Source organism: Picosynechococcus sp. PCC 73109 (assembly GCF_001521855.1).
Taxonomy (GTDB): domain Bacteria; phylum Cyanobacteriota; class Cyanobacteriia; order Cyanobacteriales; family MRBY01; genus MRBY01.
In genome coordinates this window covers 2468113-2484663 of record NZ_CP013998.1, presented here as the reverse complement: position 1 = coordinate 2484663, position 16551 = coordinate 2468113, and the positions used below count along the sequence as shown (strand labels likewise).

Below are 16551 nucleotides of genomic sequence, written 5' to 3'. Positions count from 1 at the left end.
AGCAACATCGTAAAGTTTTATAAATGGATCGCCCCCATCGGCTACTCAGCACGAATCAATGCCAGCTCAATTTCATCTTCTGTGGGCTGGGCGATCGCCGCCGTCACGTTGGGGCCAAAAAACCGTTCAATTTTTTCCTGGCGTGTCTGCCAATCTTCCAGGGAAAATAACGGCGACTTAAATTCCAGTACCAGTGCATAGCGTCCTTCCCGGGATTCCTCGCGGATGTGGTGTAACAGGGGTCGTTCTTCGTCCGTCGGGCTTAAGCCCAGGCGTTCTAGGGCATCATCTAAATGACAATCTTGACCATAGCGATACCGGGTCACATCTTTTCTGATTTGCTGTTGAGTTGCCGTTGCTTGGCTGTCCCGCAGTGCTTCTAATTCCGGTGAAAGCGCTTTGCTGTAGGCGATCGGTTTAATTTCCGCTGCCTTGAGGGCCAACCCCCCCAAAAGAATGGGGATGCCGTAGAACATTCCCGCCAAATTCAAGGTGGCATTACCAAAGCCATAGGCCGCAAAGCCGACCACCGAGAGAATACCTCCCACCACTAAACCCACACTACCCAGGGAAATTTTGCCGAACATCCAGTTGCCCCATTAATCCTAAAAAACACAAAACGTTACTAATCTTAACACGGTGATTTTAGGTCGTTGGCAAACTGTAATCGCTATTGGGCGTGGAAGGATCAGTAATTGTCGCCACCAAAGTCTTGATCACGTCCTTCGCGCCTTTGCCACCAGTGACAATCACCCGATGGGCTAAAACAAACGGCGCGAGGTATTTAATATCATCGGTCGTAATGAAATCTCGATCCGCCAAGAACGCATAGGCCTGGGCCGCCCGCTGGAGCGCTACCGTGCCCCGGGGACTGACTCCCAGAATGATGCCTTCGTAATTGCGAGATTTTTGGACAATTTTGACAATATATTCCTGGATCGATTTTTCGACGTGGATTTGATTCACAAGACTTTGGAGTTCACGCATCTCCTCTAGGGAAATACAGGGCTTGAGTTCCTCTGGGGCAATGCGGGATTGGTGGAGTTGGAGCATATCTACCTCCTCAGAAAAGCCAGGATAGCCGAGGGTAAGCGAAAGAATAAAACGGTCCATCTGGGCTTCTGGAAGTGGGAAGGTGCCCTGGTATTCGATGGGGTTCTGGGTCGCAATCACGAAAAAAGGTTTAGGCACTTTACGGGCTTCACCATCGACGGTCACCTGTTGCTCTTCCATCACCTCAAGAAGTGCGGACTGGGTGCGGGGGGTGGCCCGATTAATTTCGTCGGCGAGGAGGACATTGGCAAACACAGGGCCGGATAAAAATTCAAATTCACGACTACTGGGGTTCCAAATGTTGGTGCCTGTAATGTCACTGGGCAAGAGATCGGGGGTGCATTGAATCCGCTGAAAGCGGCCATTGACAGAACGGGCGAGGGATTTTGCTAAAAGTGTCTTGCCAACGCCGGGGACGTCTTCGAGGAGCACATGGCCGCCACTTAACATCGCCACGAGGACAAGACGAATGGCATCTTCTTTACCGACGATGGTTTTCGAGAGGTTATCGGTGAGGTCACGAATGCGTTCTTTCATGCTGATTGGAGGTGGTGGTGAGCAGGGTACGGGCGCGATCGCCATCCTGGTGAATTTGATTTTGGAGGGCCTGGAGGGAGGCAAATTTTTGTTCTGGACGCAGGTAATGGAGGAGATCAACCTTTAGGTTGGCCCCATAGAGATCCTGGTGATAATCCAAGAGGTGCACTTCCACCGTCGGCAGGGCAGTGGTTGTGACCGTGGGACGACACCCAATGTTTAGTATGCCCCATTGGGCGGTGGGCAAAACATCGCTGGTGACTTGCACCGCATAGACTCCGTATTTCGGTAAAAATTTCGTCGCTTCTCCCTGGAGATTGGCGGTGGGAAAACCGATTTGACGGCCTAATTTTTGACCATGGGTTACGGTGCCTTGGAGGGAATAGGGACGACCGAGCAGTTGATTTGCGTATTGAATTTGTCCCGTTGCCAGGGCTTCGCGAATGGCAGAACTACTAATTCTTGTTTCGGCTTCCCGGCACAGGGGCGTGATATGAACATCAATCCCAAAGCTTTTGGCGATCGCCTGGAGATCAGTGGCACTGCCACTCCGCCCTCGACCAAAGGAAAAATCACTCCCGACACTAATGGACTGGGTTTGTAACTGTTTGACGAGGATTTCGGCGACAAACTCCTGGGGAGAGAGGGCCGCGAGTTCCCGATCGAAGGGGAGTAACACCAATTGTTCGATCCCAAACTGCGCCAGAAAGGCTTGTTTCTCCGGGAGGGGCGTGAGGAGATGTTGGGGGTTCCCAGAGAAAAACTCCCGGGGGTGGGGGTCAAAGGTGACAACGGTGGCGTGGATTTTAGGAGAATTTGAAAAGCGATCGCCCACCACAACCCCTTGGGACAGCGCCCTTGCTTGGGTAACCGCCGGGGCAATGACCCGCTGGTGTCCCCGGTGAACCCCGTCAAAATTGCCCAGGGCAAGGCAAGTGGGTGTTAACGCTTCAGTTGTTGATGAGATTACCCGCACGCTTTACAGTCCGAAACATTTGACCGTATTTTATACCGATATCAGACGGATAGTGCTTGGGCAGACCCAGGCAGCCCAGGATTTCCTTCTCCGGAAGCTTGCAAAATAATGGTCTTTCCTTCTTGGGCGATCGCCGTTTGAGGAAAAATAGCCTGGGCTGCTGCTTGGACGCCATCGAGGAAATCATCACCATGGCTTGGATCATGGTGAAACAAAATTAATTGCTTAACGTTGGCGGCCTGGGCCACCTTCACCGTCTCTTGCCAGGTACTATGGCCCCAGCCCACTTTGCTATGGCGCGGATCATGATATTCCTCGTCCGTGTAGGTCGCATCCATAATGAGGACATCGGCTCCCTGGGCGAGCCGTAGCACTTGATCATCGAGGCGATCGCCGTAATGTTCCGTGTCTGTGATGTAGGCAACTCCCAAGCCTTGCCAATCGACCCGATAACCCACCGCGCCACCGGGATGATTCAAAGGCCCATTGGTGACTCGTACTTCTCCGAGGGACACCGTTTCCCCCAGGGCTAAGGCAACAAAATTTAACTCCGCCCGCATCACCTGGAGAGGCACCGGAAAGTTGGGATGGAGCATTTGGTCATGGAGCCGTTTTTGAATCGGGATTTCGTCGTCCGCAGTGACGCCATAGATATTGAAACGATTTTGCGGCTGAAAAGCGGGCGTAAAAAAAGGAAACCCCTGGATGTGATCCCAATGGGAGTGGGAAAAAAATAAATGGGCAGCAATCGGTACTGATTCAGCGACTAACGCTTCACCCAGCAGGCGCAGTCCCGTACCGCCATCAAAGATTAGGCGTTGATTTCCCGCGCACATTTCCACACAGGAGGTGTTGCCCCCGTAGCGGACGGTTTCTCGCCCGGGACAAGGAATACTGCCACGCACCCCCCAAAACTTGATCTTAAATTCCGTCTGGGCCTGGGCCATGGCTCGTAAATATTACGTGAACATTAAATGAATTGACGTGGGAAGGGTGTCTTGCCTGAGATCGTTGGTTTTTGGCGATGCTAAGACTGCCCTAGGGCTTCGATGCGGCTAGCATTTCTATTGGTAAAACAAGCAAGATAGTAAGAATAGCTACCGTTAGACTAACAAACCCTGCCATCGATTTAGGGGGTTTGCATCACTTACGTGGCGTGATTTGGATCACCAGATTAACGACCTAGGTGGTGCAGTTGATTAATAACCTCGGTACAGGTTTGGGTTACTTGGTTCAGGGATTCTTTTTTCACGGCTGGGGGTGGGGCGATCGCCTCACCGATGCGCACGGTTAAAGGTACCGATTGGGGCATTTTCTTTCCCTTGACTAAAATTTTCTCAGTGCCCCAAAGACTAATGGGTAATAGGGGAACCTGGGCTTTCGCCGCAATGAGGGCTGCACCGGGTTTAGGATCGGTGATTGTACCGTCTGGAGTCCGGGTTCCCTGGAGAAAAATACCCACGCCCCAACCTTGTTCGAGGGCTTTGATCGCCGCGCGGATCGCCCCCCGATCCCCGGCCCCCCGCTTCACTGGGTAAGCGCCATAGAGGGCGATCGCCTGCTTGAGAATTGGCACCTGAAATAATTCTTCCTTCGCCATAAAAGCCACCGGACGGCAGAGGCAATTGGACAAAATCGGCGGGTCAAAGTTACTAGCATGGTTACTCACCGCGATAAATGGCCCCTCCCTGGGCACATGCTCAACCCCATACACCCGGCCCCGAAAATACGTCCTAAACACCGGGTTCACAAAGCCCCATTTGAAAGCACGGTAGAGCATCAAACTACTCAAAGGTTCCCTGGCACGGGGAGATTCCAACTCAGGCATGGTGTAAAAAATCAGCAAAATGACGGGTTCGATCAGTCGATATTACCGTGATCGCCGGATCGATACCTAGACTCTGGGGACGAATTCAAAGAATTCCCGCCTTAACGGCCTGTGGTGATGGCATTCCTGATGATTTGTCGGGTTTTGCCCATTGGCTTTCGTCTTGGCCCCAAGCGTTATTTTGTAACTTAGGGAACTTAATTTTTTCTTAAGATTCTTCTGGGTCTCTAGAAACCCTTTTAAAAGTAAGGTTTTGCAGCAAAAAATGTTACTTGAATTACAAAAGAAAAAATCGAAAAATATCCTGTCAAAATGCGAATAGATAAAGAAATATCAAACTTTCAAGAAGAACTATTATGCTTAGCTTATGTCTTTGTAGTAGAGGTTACAACTACTGGGGATCAATCGGTGTTAGCTTATCATCGAGAGATATAAAAGACTATTTAAATACTTACCCAGGAAGACCATGGCTCAAATTCTTGATCCCATCCCAAATGATGACAACAAAGCTCTACTTTGCTGCTATGTAAATGCAACCAGTCAAATTCAAGTTGCGCGTATTACGAATGTCGAAGATTGGTATTTTGAGCGGGTTGTTTTTCCCGGGCAACGGCTAATGTTTGAAGCCATGCCCCAGGCGATCTTAGAAATTCATACGGGGATGATGGCGAGTGCTATTTTGTCGGATACGATCCCCTGCTATCGTCTGGCAATGCAAGAAACTGGCTCGGAAACAGATGAACCAGAGCCGGCCCCGGTAAATCAAGATATTCCTGCGGCTAGACCAGTGGCGATCGCCCCCTAAGTTTTTCCTTAAATTTTTGCCACGAGCCATCCTCCGGGGTGGTTTTATTTTGTCTTCCCCCATCGTTAAACCCCAAAGCCAAAATGTAAGATAGAATACCGCTCCTAACTCTATTTGACCTTGACCGCCCATGACTAAGACCCTGCCTTCTGTAACTGTAATTGGTGGTGGCCTCGCTGGCACAGAAGCCGCCTGGCAAATTGCCCAAGCCGGGGTTCCGGTCACTCTCTATGAAATGCGCCCCGTCCAAAAAAGTCCAGCCCACCATACCGCCGACCTCGCTGAATTGGTTTGTAGTAATTCTTTTGGGGCGGCCTCCAGCGATCGCGCCGCCGGATTGCTTCACGAGGAACTTCGTCGCCTCCAATCCGTGATCATCAGCACCGCCGACCAACACCGGGTTCCTGCGGGGGGAGCCTTAGCCGTTGACCGGGGCGTTTTTAGTCAAGATCTCACCCAAAAGCTTGCCGAACATCCCCTCGTCACCTTTCGCCGGGAACCCCTAGACCAAATCCCCAGCGAAGGAATTACTGTTTTAGCGACTGGGCCTCTGACCACCGCTGCCCTCGCCACAGAACTGCAACAATTCACCGGCTTGGAATACATGAGCTTCTTTGATGCCGCCAGTCCGATTATTGTTGGTGAAAGCATCAACCAAGACATTGCCTTTCTCGCCTCTCGCTACGACAAGGGAGAAGCTGCCTATCTCAATTGCCCGATGGATCCAGCCCAGTACCAGGCGTTTCGGGCGGCCCTTTGTGAAGCAGAGCAAGCAGAATTGAAAGATTTTGAACTGGAGACCGCGAAATTTTTTGAAGGCTGTCTTCCCATCGAAGAATTAGCTCGCCGTGGTGAAGATACCATGCGTTTTGGCCCCCTAAAACCCGTGGGTCTCTTTGACGCTCGCCTTGGAGATTTTCGCGCCCCCGAAAATAAAGGCAAACGTCCCTATGCAGTGGTGCAATTGCGCCAAGAAGATAAACAAGGTCAACTCTGGAATATGGTGGGTTTCCAAACCAATCTTCGTTGGGGCGAACAAAAGCGGGTGTTCCGGATGATCCCTGGGTTAGAAAATGCTGAATTTGTCCGCATGGGCGTGATGCACCGCAATACGTTTTTAAATTCCCCTGAGTTACTCGAAGCGACACTGCAATTTAAAAAACGCCCGACCCTCCTCGCCGCTGGCCAGTTAATTGGCACCGAAGGTTATACAGCGGCCGCAGCAGGGGGATGGCTCGCCGGAACCAATGCCGCGCGGTTAGCCCAAGGATTAACACCTTTGACCTTGCCGGAAACCACCATGATGGGCGCTCTCTTCGAGTTTATCCACAGTGCTTCTCCCAAGCATTTTCAACCGATGCCCCCCAATTTTGGCATTATTCCGCCCCTAACAGAGCGTGTACGGAGCAAGAAAGAACGGTATGGCGTTTATCGCGATCGCTCCCTCACTGACCTGGAGCAATGGCGGGAAGAATCTTGTCGTCCAGCCGCCTTGGTTTAATAACGTCGCCACCTTCCGGGTTCACCAAGATTTTTGACTCGGCAAGCGTACTTTGATGGTGCGCTTTTTTTGTCGATGGAAGGGTAGGCGATCACCAAAAAAAATCCCCCGATGATTACCGGGAGATTTACGGGTTAATTAGGCGTAATTCACATAATTCACATTAAACAGAAGTGAGTTGCTTTGCCGCCGCATTAACATTGGCTTCAGGGCTATCAGCCTCAGAAGGAGGAACCACTTGCCAGAACTGGGGTAAATAGCTAGCCCAATTTGCAAGAATTGCCTTGGCTTTCGGGCTACCGGTTTTCTCGGCGTGGGCTGTGATCAGATCCTTCAATTGTTTTTCCCCTGCTGCGGTACCGACCCGTTGAATGTTCACAATCTCTGTATTCATCTTTTCGGGGAGAGTGTTGTGTTCATCGAGAATGTAGGTGAGGCCACCGGTCATCCCTGCGCCCACATTACGACCCACATCACCGAGCACCACAATTACGCCACCGGTCATGTATTCGCAACAGTGGTCGCCAGTCCCTTCAACAACGGCTTTACCTTTTGAATTCCGCACCGCAAAACGTTCACCCGCACGACCATTGGCATAGAGGGTGCCGCCGGTAGCCCCATAGAGACAGGTATTGCCGATGATTACGTTATCTGCCGCTGCATATTGGGACTGGGTTGGGGGAACGATGATAATTTCACCACCATTCATTCCTTTACCCACATAGTCATTGGCTTCCCCTTCGAGGTGCATGGTCATTCCCAAGAGATTAAAGGCCCCAAAACTTTGACCAGCAGAGCCTTTAAAGTTGAATTTGAGTTCTCCCTCAAAACCTTCATTGCCGTACTGCTTGGCGATAAAACCAGAAACCCGGGCACCGACGGAGCGATCAGTGTTGATGATCTTGATCTCTTGACTCAGGGAGCCTTGTTCACGGATGGCCTGTTGAACCGCTGCATTTGCCAAAATCTCATCGTCTAGGACAGGGCCATTACTGTGCACATCACCGTGATTCAGCCAGTCGCGATTGTCGCGGACATCTGGCAGGTTGGTCAGGCAATCTAGGACGAGACCACTGGTCTTCGTGAGCTTGACGTTTTCACGGGGCTTGAGCAGATCGGCGCGGCCAATAATTTCATTGAGACTCCGGTAGCCGAGTTTGGCCAAGATGGCACGAATTTCTTCGGCGATGAAGTAGAAGAAGTTGACCACGTGCTCAGGAATGCCCTTAAAGCGATCGCGGAGGCGCTGTTGTTGGGTTGCGACCCCGACGGGACATTGGTTAGTGTGGCAAACCCGCGCCATGATACAGCCTTCGGCAATCATCGCGATAGAACCAAAACCGTATTCTTCGGCCCCCATGAGCGCCGCCATAATCACATCCCAACCGGTTTTGAGACCGCCATCGGCCCGGAGGATGACGCGATCGCGCAATTGATTATCCATGAGGGTCTTGTGCACTTCTGTCACACCCAATTCCCAAGGGCAACCTGCGTGCTTAATGGAACTGAGGGGCGAGGCACCGGTACCACCGTCATGGCCAGAAACCATAATGACATCGGCATTAGCCTTGGCGACCCCAGCGGCAATGGTTCCAATGCCAATTTCGGCAACCAGCTTTACGGAAACCTTCGCGGCAGGATTGATCTGGTGGAGATCGTAAATTAGCTGGGCGAGATCCTCGATGGAGTAAATATCGTGGTGGGGCGGCGGGGAAATGAGGGTCACACCGGGCTTAGAATTTCGCAGCATCGCGATGTATTCACTGACTTTTTTCCCGGGTAGTTGTCCCCCTTCGCCAGGTTTCGCCCCTTGGGCCATCTTGATCTCTAGCTGACGACCACTCATTAAGTATTCAGGGGTCACCCCAAAGCGGCCGGAGGCAATTTGTTTGATGGCGGAGTTGGCGGTGTCGCCGTTGCGCAAGCCGTGGAGGTGGGGCAAGGTGGGGGAATCGCCGCTCGCATTCACATCATCAAGGATCTTAAAGCGCACGGGATCTTCGCCCCCTTCGCCGGAGTTGGATTTGGCACCGAGGCGGTTCATGGCGATCGCCAAAGTTTCGTGGGCTTCCCGAGAGAGGGAGCCTAAAGACATCCCACCGGTGCAGAAGCGTTTGACGATACTTTCTACGGACTCGACTTCACTAAGGTCAATGGCTTGGCGATCGCTCTCGAAATCAAGTAAATCCCGGAGTGCCGTCGCAGGGCGATTTTCTAGATAATCCTGATAGTTGCCGTAGTGATCAAAGGCTTCTTGCTGATCGTCGTTGTAAGCTGCCACCGCCTTATGGAGGGCCTTGGTCATTTCAGGGGAATTCATGTGATATTCACCCCCCTTGCGGTAATTCACAAAGCCATAGTTGGCCAGTTTACTGCCGGAAAGTTCAGGGAAAGCACGACTATGGAACGCAATCCCTTCCTGGGATAGGTCGGCGAGGGTCATGCCACCCACCCGGGACGTGGTGCCCTTGAAGGCAACATTGATCACTTCCATGCCGAGGCCAATCGCTTCAAAGATTTGGGCACCATGATAGGACTGGAGCAGGGAGATCCCCATCTTGGACAGAATTTTTAGTAGCCCTGCTTCAATGGCATGGCGATAGTTGTCTTGGGCCTTTTCGATGGTCATGGCCGGAATTTGCTCGGCGGCCATTTGCTTCTGGACCCGGGGAATATGCCACCAGTGACGGACGGCTTCAAAGGCGAGGTAAGGACAAACGGCAGAGGCCCCATAACCCACGAGGCAGGCAAAGTGATGGGTACTCCAACATTGAGCTGTATCTACCACAATGGAGGCACTCAAGCGGAGGCCAACGCGTATGAGGTGGTGATGCACAGCCCCCACTGCGAGGAGAGGCGGAATAAAGCTGTGGTCTTGATCGACGGTGCCGTCGGTGCGATCGCTCAGGATAATAATTTTATTGCCAGCCCGCACGGCAGCTTCCGCCGCTGCACAGAGGCTTGTGAGGGCACCCCGGAGACCATCGGGGCCATTGGCGATCGCATAGGTCGTTGCCAGGGTCGTGCCCCCCAGTTGGCTATCCCGGACCCGTTGCAGTTCTGCTTCGTTGAGGACGGGGCTATTCAGCTTGAGCACCTTGGCATCTTCGGTGCCGCAATCCAAGAGATTACCCCGTTCGCCGAGGTACATGTTCAAGGACATGACCAGACTTTCCCGCAGGGGGTCGATGGGGGGGTTGGTGACCTGGGCAAAGCGTTGCTTAAAGTAGTCGTAGAGCAGACGGGGCTTGTCGGACAGTACCGCCAGGGGAATGTCATCGCCCATGCAGAAGGTCGGTTCTTTGCCCATCTCCGCCATGGCATTGATGATCATCTCGACGTCTTCGGCGGTGTAGCCAAAGGCCGTTTGGAGCCGGAGCAGATCGGTTTCGCTTTGCTGGCGATCGCCAACGAAATCTTGGGATTCGAGGACTTGACGATTTTCCTTGAGCCAGGTGCCATAGGGTTGGGATTCAGCAACCCGCTGTTTGATTTCCCAGTTTTTGAGGAGTTCTTGGGTTTGGAAATCAACGGCGACCATCTGGCCAGGGCCGAGGCGACCTTTTTCCACAATATCTTCGTCGAGGACATCCACAACCCCCGCTTCCGAAGACACAAGAATATAGCCGTCCTTGGTGATGCAATAGCGGGCCGGGCGTAAACCATTCCGGTCTAGGGTTGCACCGACAGTTTTACCGTCACTGAATACGAGGAGGGCCGGGCCATCCCAGGGTTCTTGCATACCCGCGTAGTAGTCATAAAAATCGGTGATTTCCGGGTGTTCTTTGAGGCTGGGTTGATTTTGATAGGCTTCTGGCACGAGGATCATCGCCGCTTCCATGGGCGATCGCCCGGCCCGAACCAACAGCTCCATCGCACTGTCTAAATTGAAAGAATCACTATTATCGGTATTGACAATCGGGTGGAGGGCTTCAATATCATCCTTGTTCCAACCGGGAATTTCGAGGATATTTTCCCGGGCCTTCATCCAGTTGATATTCCCGATGAGTGTATTGATTTCTCCGTTGTGACCCAACAAACGCATCGGGTGCGCCAAGGGCCACTTAGGCATGGTATTCGTGCTAAAGCGACGGTGGTAAACCGCAAATTCACTCTTATACAGCGGGTTGGTTAAATCTTTATAGAACTTGCCCAGGACTTCCGACTGCACCATGCCCTTATAAACGATGGTGCGACAGGACAAAGTACACACATAGAAAACATCAGTGAGGTGTTTCCCAATTTCCGAGCGGGCAATATAGAGGGCTTTATCCAGTTCATCGCCAGTCAATCCCTGTTCCGAGACCACAAACACCTGCTTCATCTGGGGTTGGTTTTCCCGCGCCTGAATACCTAGGGTTTCTGGGGCCACAGGTACATCCCGCCACCCTAAAATTTTGAATTGACGACGGGTCAGCACATCTTCAACTAACGCTTTTGCCGCTGCACATTCTGCTTCAGCCTGGGGGAGAAACACCATCCCAACGCCGTAGGTTTCGGGGGCTGGCTGGGTAATCCCCTCTGCTTGGAACCATTCAGCAAATAATTCGTGGGGCAACGCCGTCATCACCCCTGCACCATCACCGGATTCACGGTCGGCGGTACAACCACCCCGGTGCTCCATGCAGCCGAGGGCCGTCAGGGTTTGTTCAATTAATTTATGGGTTTTGCGACCATCTTTATAGGCCAAAAAGCCAACACCACAGGCATCCCGTTCTTCCACAAGCCAACGGGGACCAGTGTAGTAGTTTGTTGTTTCTTGATGATTGTTTTGGGAGAAGGTGCCTTGATGGTTCATTATGTCTCGGTCCATAGGTTAGGAATTTTAGGGTAGAAAAAACCTGGTGTGCTGTGGGGAGGGGACGTATTTTTGGGGACGACTGGCCTCTACACGAACCCACTGGAAATGCTTGACTAGAAATCTCCGTTGGGCTTATTTAGAATAGCGATATTTTGTCGGACGTCAAGTTTTGGGGACGATGATCTCTATCCACTGCTGATCATTCGTGGCTTTGGGCAGGATTTTAGCGACTGCATTTCCCCAGGGGATGACGTTAACGCTCTTTAATTTTTAACTTGACAAAATCTGCGCTAAAGACAGCGTAGCAATATTATAGGAAATAAATTCATTTAACAATAGGGAATACCGTTAAAGGGCAGTCGTTTGGGGGGCGTGAAACATTTCCCCTGGGATAAAGTCAGTGTTTGTTGATGTTGTAAGGAAAGAGTAGGCTTTGATGGGATTACGTCGTTGGCAATGGTTCTTGGGGACAGTGGGTTGTTTTGGGCTGAGTTTTGGGACACCTAATTTGCTGGTGGGAGACTTGGCAAGTCCACGGGCGATCGCCAATCCCGTGAGCCTTAATACCCAAATCCAAGCCAAGGGCAGTCAAATTCGCCTCAATGGGCAAACCCTCCGGGGAGCCTGGGCTCAGTGGTCAGAAAATGGCACAGTGCGTCTGGGGATTGAGTCGATGACCTTGGAAAAAACCCTGGGGATGGAATTGGGGAATGGCCTCGATTTGGGACAACAACCAGTCACCTGGTTTGACAATACTCCCTACCAATTGCCGATTCGCTTTGCCGCTCCCTACCGTTACCTTGATGTGACCGCTTTGGCCGCAGCACAACGGTGGCAGGCTCGGCCCAACGGCAATGTCCTTGAGCTGACGACGCCTAAGGGGCAAATTTTGAGTGTCCGCCAGGGGCAACAGACCTGGGGCACGCGCTTGGTCATTGATCTAGACCGGCCTGTACTCTGGCAAAAGGTGAGCCCCACAAAACTGCGGCTCCAGAGTGATTATGGAGTGACGGCCCAACGGCTTAGGGCGCAATTAACGGCGAATGCACTGCCGTTTACCCTCAACGATAGCAACGGTTTAACGGAACTTGTCTTTAAAGCGGGGGCCCCAGAGATCCAGGTCTTTAGTTTGGCGAATCCCCCCCGCCTAGTGGTCGATTTGCGATCGCAACCAGAAAATCAAAATCGGTCTGTGCAATGGCTCCCTGGGGTGCAGTGGCGACAGGAAAATTTTGCGGCCAGTTCTGGGCCTGTGCGGGTGACTTGGCTCGAAATTGACCCCACCCAACGGCAACTCCAGCTTAAGCCAATCACCCCGGATAACAACACAATTGTGGGGTTAGCGCCCCTGTTGATCCAGGCAGACACCAATCAGGCGATCGCCGCCATTAATGCGGGCTTTTTTAACCGCAATAACCAGTATCCCCTGGGCATTGTCCAAGGCAATCGAGCTTTGCGTTCAGGGCCGATTCTCAATCGGGGGGCAGTGGCCTGGGATAATGCGGGCCGCTGGGAATTTGACCGCCTCAAAGTCGAAACCGATATTGTTGCGGGCAATGGTGAACAGGTCAGGGTTGAACTGATCAATAGCGGCTATGTGAAAGCCGGGGCCGCCCTGTATGACCGCGCCTGGGGCAGTCGTTACACCACAGCCGTTGACAATGAAATTGTGCTGACGGTGATGACCTCTGGGGGCCGCGACCAGGTCATTCGCCAGGAAACGGCGGGGAAAGCGGGCCAAAACAGTTATGAAATTCCCCAGGGTGGTTATTTGTTGGTCTTCCGCTCCTTTCGCACTGGGGCGGCCAAATTTCCCGTGGGGGTGACCCTAGAACGCCGACCCAGATTTACCCCCAATAGTTTTGCGACGTTACCGAATATTGTCGGTGGTGGGCCGCTCCTTCTGAAAAATGGTCAGGTTGTTCTCAATGGCCAAGCAGAACAGTTTAGTACGGCTTTTAATATTCAGTCAGCTTCCCGCAGTGCGATCGCCAAAACCCGAGACAACAAAATATTGCTGGTGACCCTCCACGGCGCGGCAGAAGAAACGGCCGGGGCAACCCTCAACGAATGGGCGAATATTCTCCGCCGTCTGGGGGCCACGGATGCCTTGAATTTAGATGGAGGTGGATCTTCGGCCCTCGCCCTTGGTGCTAATTTAAGCGATCGCCACCCTACCACCGCCGGACGGGTTAACAACGGCATCGGCTTGTTTTTAGAATAGAACCGACGCACGCTAATCCCTGCCCAAATTACCGATGAATAAACGCCTTGTCCAAGTCATTGTCTTTGTGATGATCGTTCTGTTGCTAGTGCCCCTCCTGGCGACCCCTGCCTTTGGTGCCGATCTTGACCAGGGAGCCCAGATCTTTGAGGCCCATTGTGCTGGCTGCCATCTCAACGGTGGCAACATCGTCCGGCGCGGCAAAAATCTCAAAAAACGGGCCATGGCGAAAAATGGCTATACCAATCTCGAGGCGATCGCCAATCTTGTCACCCAGGGGAAAGGCAACATGTCAGCCTACGGTGACAAACTCAGTCCCGAAGAAATCCAGGCCGTCTCCCAATACGTTCTCCAGCAATCCCAAACCGACTGGAAATCCTAAAAATCAAAGTAAATGTAAGGGATATTCCCCTCTGGCCCAAAAATCAAAATACCGTAAAAACAGAGGGGAATTAGTGCCACTTTGAGGCCCCAACTTAGTTGGAGTTTCCATTGACGCTGCACCAGATAGGCTCCTCCCATCCCCAATAAGAGTAAGCCCAACAACACCAAAAAATCAGGTCTTGCTAAACCAAGCCCCTCCAAATAAATTTTTTGGGTAAATTGTAGATCCCCCGGATAATGCCATAGATGCCGCAAAAGCAGGACAGCACGGGGGCCATCTGGTAAGCGAAAGGGAATCCAACTCAAGAACACAAACCCCTGGGTCAAAAGCCATGCCCCCAATATTCCTGGGAGCGATGTCCAAAAATTCTCTAACCACAGCCAACGATTCGCAAACCACTGTCCCAGTCGATGAATCCCTAGGCCCAAACCGTGGAGACAGCCCCAGAGGACATAACCCCAGGCAGCCCCATGCCATAGTCCGGCTAAAAACATCACCACGAAAAGATTGGTACAGGTGCGCCCCAAACCTCGCCGGGATCCTCCCAGGGGAAAATACAGATAGTTGCGTAGCCAATCTCCTAAACTGATGTGCCAACGCCGCCAAAACTCTGCCAAACTCGTTGAAAAGTAAGGAAAATCAAAATTTGCAGGGAGCTGAAAGCCGAGCAATTTAGCACTACCCAGGGCGAGATCCACATAGCCGCTAAAGTCAAAGTAAAGCTGGAGGCTATAGGCCAGGATAAAAAGCCACAGATCACCGCTGCCCGCCCGTTCGAGATTATTGGCACAGAGTTCCACAAAAACCCCCAGATTATCGGCGATGAGGACTTTTTTCACCGCCCCACTGGCGATGAGCCATAATCCTTCGACCCCTTCGTCGAGTAATAAGCCTGCGGTTCTACGGCTTTGCCCAGAAAAAATATGAAAGCGAGTAATCGGCCCCGACAGGAGTTTAGGGAAAAATAATTTATAGCTGCTAAATGTCAATAGGGATTGGGCCGCAGGAGCACCCCGGTACACATCTACTAGATAGGCGATACATTCAAAGGTAAAAAAGGAAATCCCCAGGGGTGCGATTAGGGTTTCTGGGAAGGCGATCGCCCATTGTTCTAGTCCAGGCCAGGGCCAGAGCCACGCTAGATTCTCCAGGGCAAAAGGAATATATTTAAACCCAAAGAGCACCGCCAGATTTAGAAAAATACCTAAGCCCAGCCAATACCCAGGCTGCCATTGCCACAATCGAAAAGCTTGCCGCAAAGACTGGGGGCGATCGCCCGCTGGGCCTTGGCGCACAAGGAGTTTACCCCAAAAAAAGTTCAAGACCGTCAGACCCACTAGCAATGGTAAAAACTGTGGTTGTAGCAGGCTATAAAACAAGACACTAGCCAGTAGCAGCAGCCAGCGTTGCAAAGGTGGCCAAAACCGTCCCAAACCCCAATAGCTCACCACTGTTCCCAGGAGGAAACAGCCATAGCCGAAGGATACCAGCCTCATTGGTTCGTCAAAAAAACATCAGGGTCACCATAGCAGCCCTGTCTCAGAATTAATAGCCCTGGCCCGGATCAAAAGGTTCTACAATTTCGACTTCAACGGCCTTTTCAATTTCTGGTTCCGCCTCAATGACCAAAGGAGCCGACACGGGTTCTAATTCCGGTAAGGCGATGCGCTGGGGTGCTTTTTCTTTCACAAGGTCTGGCATTGGTTCTGCCTTATCTAGCCAGTATTCCGCCACCGGTAACGTGTGCTCTAGATCCTCTAGCAGTCGCGGAATAATCATCACCGCGTGGAGTTCACCGATCCGTTCTGCTTCGTGCATCCCCGCATCAATGGCCATCGCTACGTTGGAAACGGTACCGCGAATAATCGCCGTACACAGCCCATCACCGATGGTTTCATAGGAGGCCAGTTGTACATCAGCGGACTTTAACATCGCGTCGGCGGCCCCCACCATCGCCGGAAAACCACGGGTTTCTAGCAGACCGATAGAACGATTACTCAGGCGACTATAGCCCCGTTGCTGTTGGGCAATTTCTGCCAAGTGACTCCCAATGGGAAAAATGGCTTCGAGGTTTGGCAACGGTCGGGGAATGACTAATTTAGAAACGTATTGATCAAACTGAGCAGCGGTGCGGGCCCCCTCTTCGACGGCCAGGCGAACATCTGCTGTTTTCCCCCGAACCACGGCTGTACAGTAGCCGCCCCCTGTTTTTTCGTAGCCGACAAGGGTCACTGCCGCTGACTTGAGCATCATGTCCGCAGTGCCCACAATTGCCGGAAAGCTCTTAGTGGAAACGAGTCCCAAGGCACAATCTTGAAACGGATGCGCACGGTGGGGTGCTTGGCGGAGGGGTTGCCGACGGGCAGGAAAATTCATAGGAACTGGGGGAAGGATCGGTTTAGAACAGTCTCGCTTTATGATTAAGTTTATCGGGCAAATAC

The 16551-nt window shown here is 52.1% G+C and carries 12 protein-coding genes; 4 read left to right on the top strand and 8 right to left on the bottom strand.

Annotated elements, in window-relative coordinates; all coding sequences use genetic code 11:
• Positions 1-41: 41 nt before the first annotated feature.
• From AWQ23_RS11955 to AWQ23_RS11935, 5 genes are all read right to left on the bottom strand, one after another.
• Positions 42-587 carry a DUF2854 domain-containing protein gene (locus AWQ23_RS11955; protein WP_030006889.1) on the bottom strand — a complete coding sequence of 182 codons (546 nt, stop codon included), beginning with the start codon at positions 585-587 and terminating at the stop codon, positions 42-44.
• 58 nt (positions 588-645) lie between these two features.
• Complete coding sequence (locus AWQ23_RS11950; RefSeq protein WP_012307995.1) at positions 646-1590, bottom strand: MoxR family ATPase; 945 nt, start codon at positions 1588-1590, stop codon at positions 646-648.
• Positions 1571-2566 carry a bifunctional riboflavin kinase/FAD synthetase gene (locus AWQ23_RS11945; protein ID WP_062435753.1) on the bottom strand — a complete coding sequence of 332 codons (996 nt, stop codon included), beginning with the start codon at positions 2564-2566 and terminating at the stop codon, positions 1571-1573. Before AWQ23_RS11945 ends, AWQ23_RS11950 begins: the two co-directional genes overlap by 20 nt.
• Before the next feature lie 41 nt (positions 2567-2607).
• Positions 2608-3513 carry an MBL fold metallo-hydrolase gene (locus tag AWQ23_RS11940; protein ID WP_062435750.1) on the bottom strand — a complete coding sequence of 302 codons (906 nt, stop codon included), beginning with the start codon at positions 3511-3513 and terminating at the stop codon, positions 2608-2610.
• Between the two features lie 227 nt (positions 3514-3740).
• Positions 3741-4394, bottom strand: a complete 654-nt coding sequence (locus AWQ23_RS11935) for a 1-acyl-sn-glycerol-3-phosphate acyltransferase (protein ID WP_062436674.1) — start codon at positions 4392-4394, stop codon at positions 3741-3743.
• Between the two features lie 466 nt (positions 4395-4860).
• On the opposite strand from AWQ23_RS11935, the gene AWQ23_RS11930 reads away from it, so the two are divergent.
• Together AWQ23_RS11930 and trmFO are read left to right on the top strand one after the other, a co-directional pair.
• Positions 4861-5199, top strand: coding sequence for a DUF1830 domain-containing protein (locus tag AWQ23_RS11930; protein WP_062435747.1), 339 nt, complete (start codon positions 4861-4863; stop codon positions 5197-5199).
• A 130-nt stretch (positions 5200-5329) separates the two neighbouring features.
• Positions 5330-6700, top strand: coding sequence for an FADH(2)-oxidizing methylenetetrahydrofolate--tRNA-(uracil(54)-C(5))-methyltransferase TrmFO (gene trmFO / locus AWQ23_RS11925; RefSeq protein WP_062435745.1), 1371 nt, complete (start codon positions 5330-5332; stop codon positions 6698-6700).
• A 163-nt stretch (positions 6701-6863) separates the two neighbouring features.
• On the opposite strand, the gene gltB is transcribed toward trmFO, so the two are convergent.
• On the bottom strand, positions 6864-11498 hold the full coding sequence (gene gltB, locus AWQ23_RS11920) for a glutamate synthase large subunit (protein WP_062435742.1): 4635 nt from the start codon (positions 11496-11498) through the stop codon (positions 6864-6866).
• Positions 11499-11937: 439 nt separating this feature from the next.
• On the opposite strand from gltB, the gene AWQ23_RS11915 reads away from it, so the two are divergent.
• A complete protein-coding gene (locus AWQ23_RS11915) occupies positions 11938-13725 on the top strand; it encodes a phosphodiester glycosidase family protein (RefSeq protein ID WP_062435740.1) in 1788 nt (595 codons plus the stop codon).
• Positions 13726-13759: 34 nt separating this feature from the next.
• Complete coding sequence (locus tag AWQ23_RS11910) at positions 13760-14107, top strand: c-type cytochrome (protein WP_062435737.1); 348 nt, start codon at positions 13760-13762, stop codon at positions 14105-14107.
• Here the strand turns inward: AWQ23_RS11910 and AWQ23_RS11905 are convergent.
• Positions 14104-15606, bottom strand: coding sequence for an MBOAT family protein (locus AWQ23_RS11905; protein WP_062435735.1), 1503 nt, complete (start codon positions 15604-15606; stop codon positions 14104-14106). The genes AWQ23_RS11910 and AWQ23_RS11905 overlap by 4 nt on opposite strands.
• 49 nt (positions 15607-15655) lie before the next feature.
• Positions 15656-16486, bottom strand: a complete 831-nt coding sequence (locus AWQ23_RS11900; RefSeq protein ID WP_012307985.1) for a BMC domain-containing protein — start codon at positions 16484-16486, stop codon at positions 15656-15658.
• Positions 16487-16551: the final 65 nt, after the last annotated feature.

Coding starts and splice junctions, on each gene's coding strand:
- AWQ23_RS11930 (WP_062435747.1), top strand. CDS start 4,861: ATGGCTCAAATTCTTGATCCCATCCCAAATGATGACAACAAAGCTCTA.
- trmFO (WP_062435745.1), top strand. CDS start 5,330: ATGACTAAGACCCTGCCTTCTGTAACTGTAATTGGTGGTGGCCTCGCT.
- AWQ23_RS11935 (WP_062436674.1), bottom strand. CDS start 4,394: ATGCCTGAGTTGGAATCTCCCCGTGCCAGGGAACCTTTGAGTAGTTTG.
- AWQ23_RS11905 (WP_062435735.1), bottom strand. CDS start 15,606: ATGAGGCTGGTATCCTTCGGCTATGGCTGTTTCCTCCTGGGAACAGTG.
- AWQ23_RS11950 (WP_012307995.1), bottom strand. CDS start 1,590: ATGAAAGAACGCATTCGTGACCTCACCGATAACCTCTCGAAAACCATC.
- AWQ23_RS11910 (WP_062435737.1), top strand. CDS start 13,760: ATGAATAAACGCCTTGTCCAAGTCATTGTCTTTGTGATGATCGTTCTG.
- AWQ23_RS11955 (WP_030006889.1), bottom strand. CDS start 587: ATGTTCGGCAAAATTTCCCTGGGTAGTGTGGGTTTAGTGGTGGGAGGT.
- gltB (WP_062435742.1), bottom strand. CDS start 11,498: ATGAACCATCAAGGCACCTTCTCCCAAAACAATCATCAAGAAACAACA.
- AWQ23_RS11915 (WP_062435740.1), top strand. CDS start 11,938: ATGGGATTACGTCGTTGGCAATGGTTCTTGGGGACAGTGGGTTGTTTT.
- AWQ23_RS11940 (WP_062435750.1), bottom strand. CDS start 3,513: ATGGCCCAGGCCCAGACGGAATTTAAGATCAAGTTTTGGGGGGTGCGT.
- AWQ23_RS11900 (WP_012307985.1), bottom strand. CDS start 16,486: ATGAATTTTCCTGCCCGTCGGCAACCCCTCCGCCAAGCACCCCACCGT.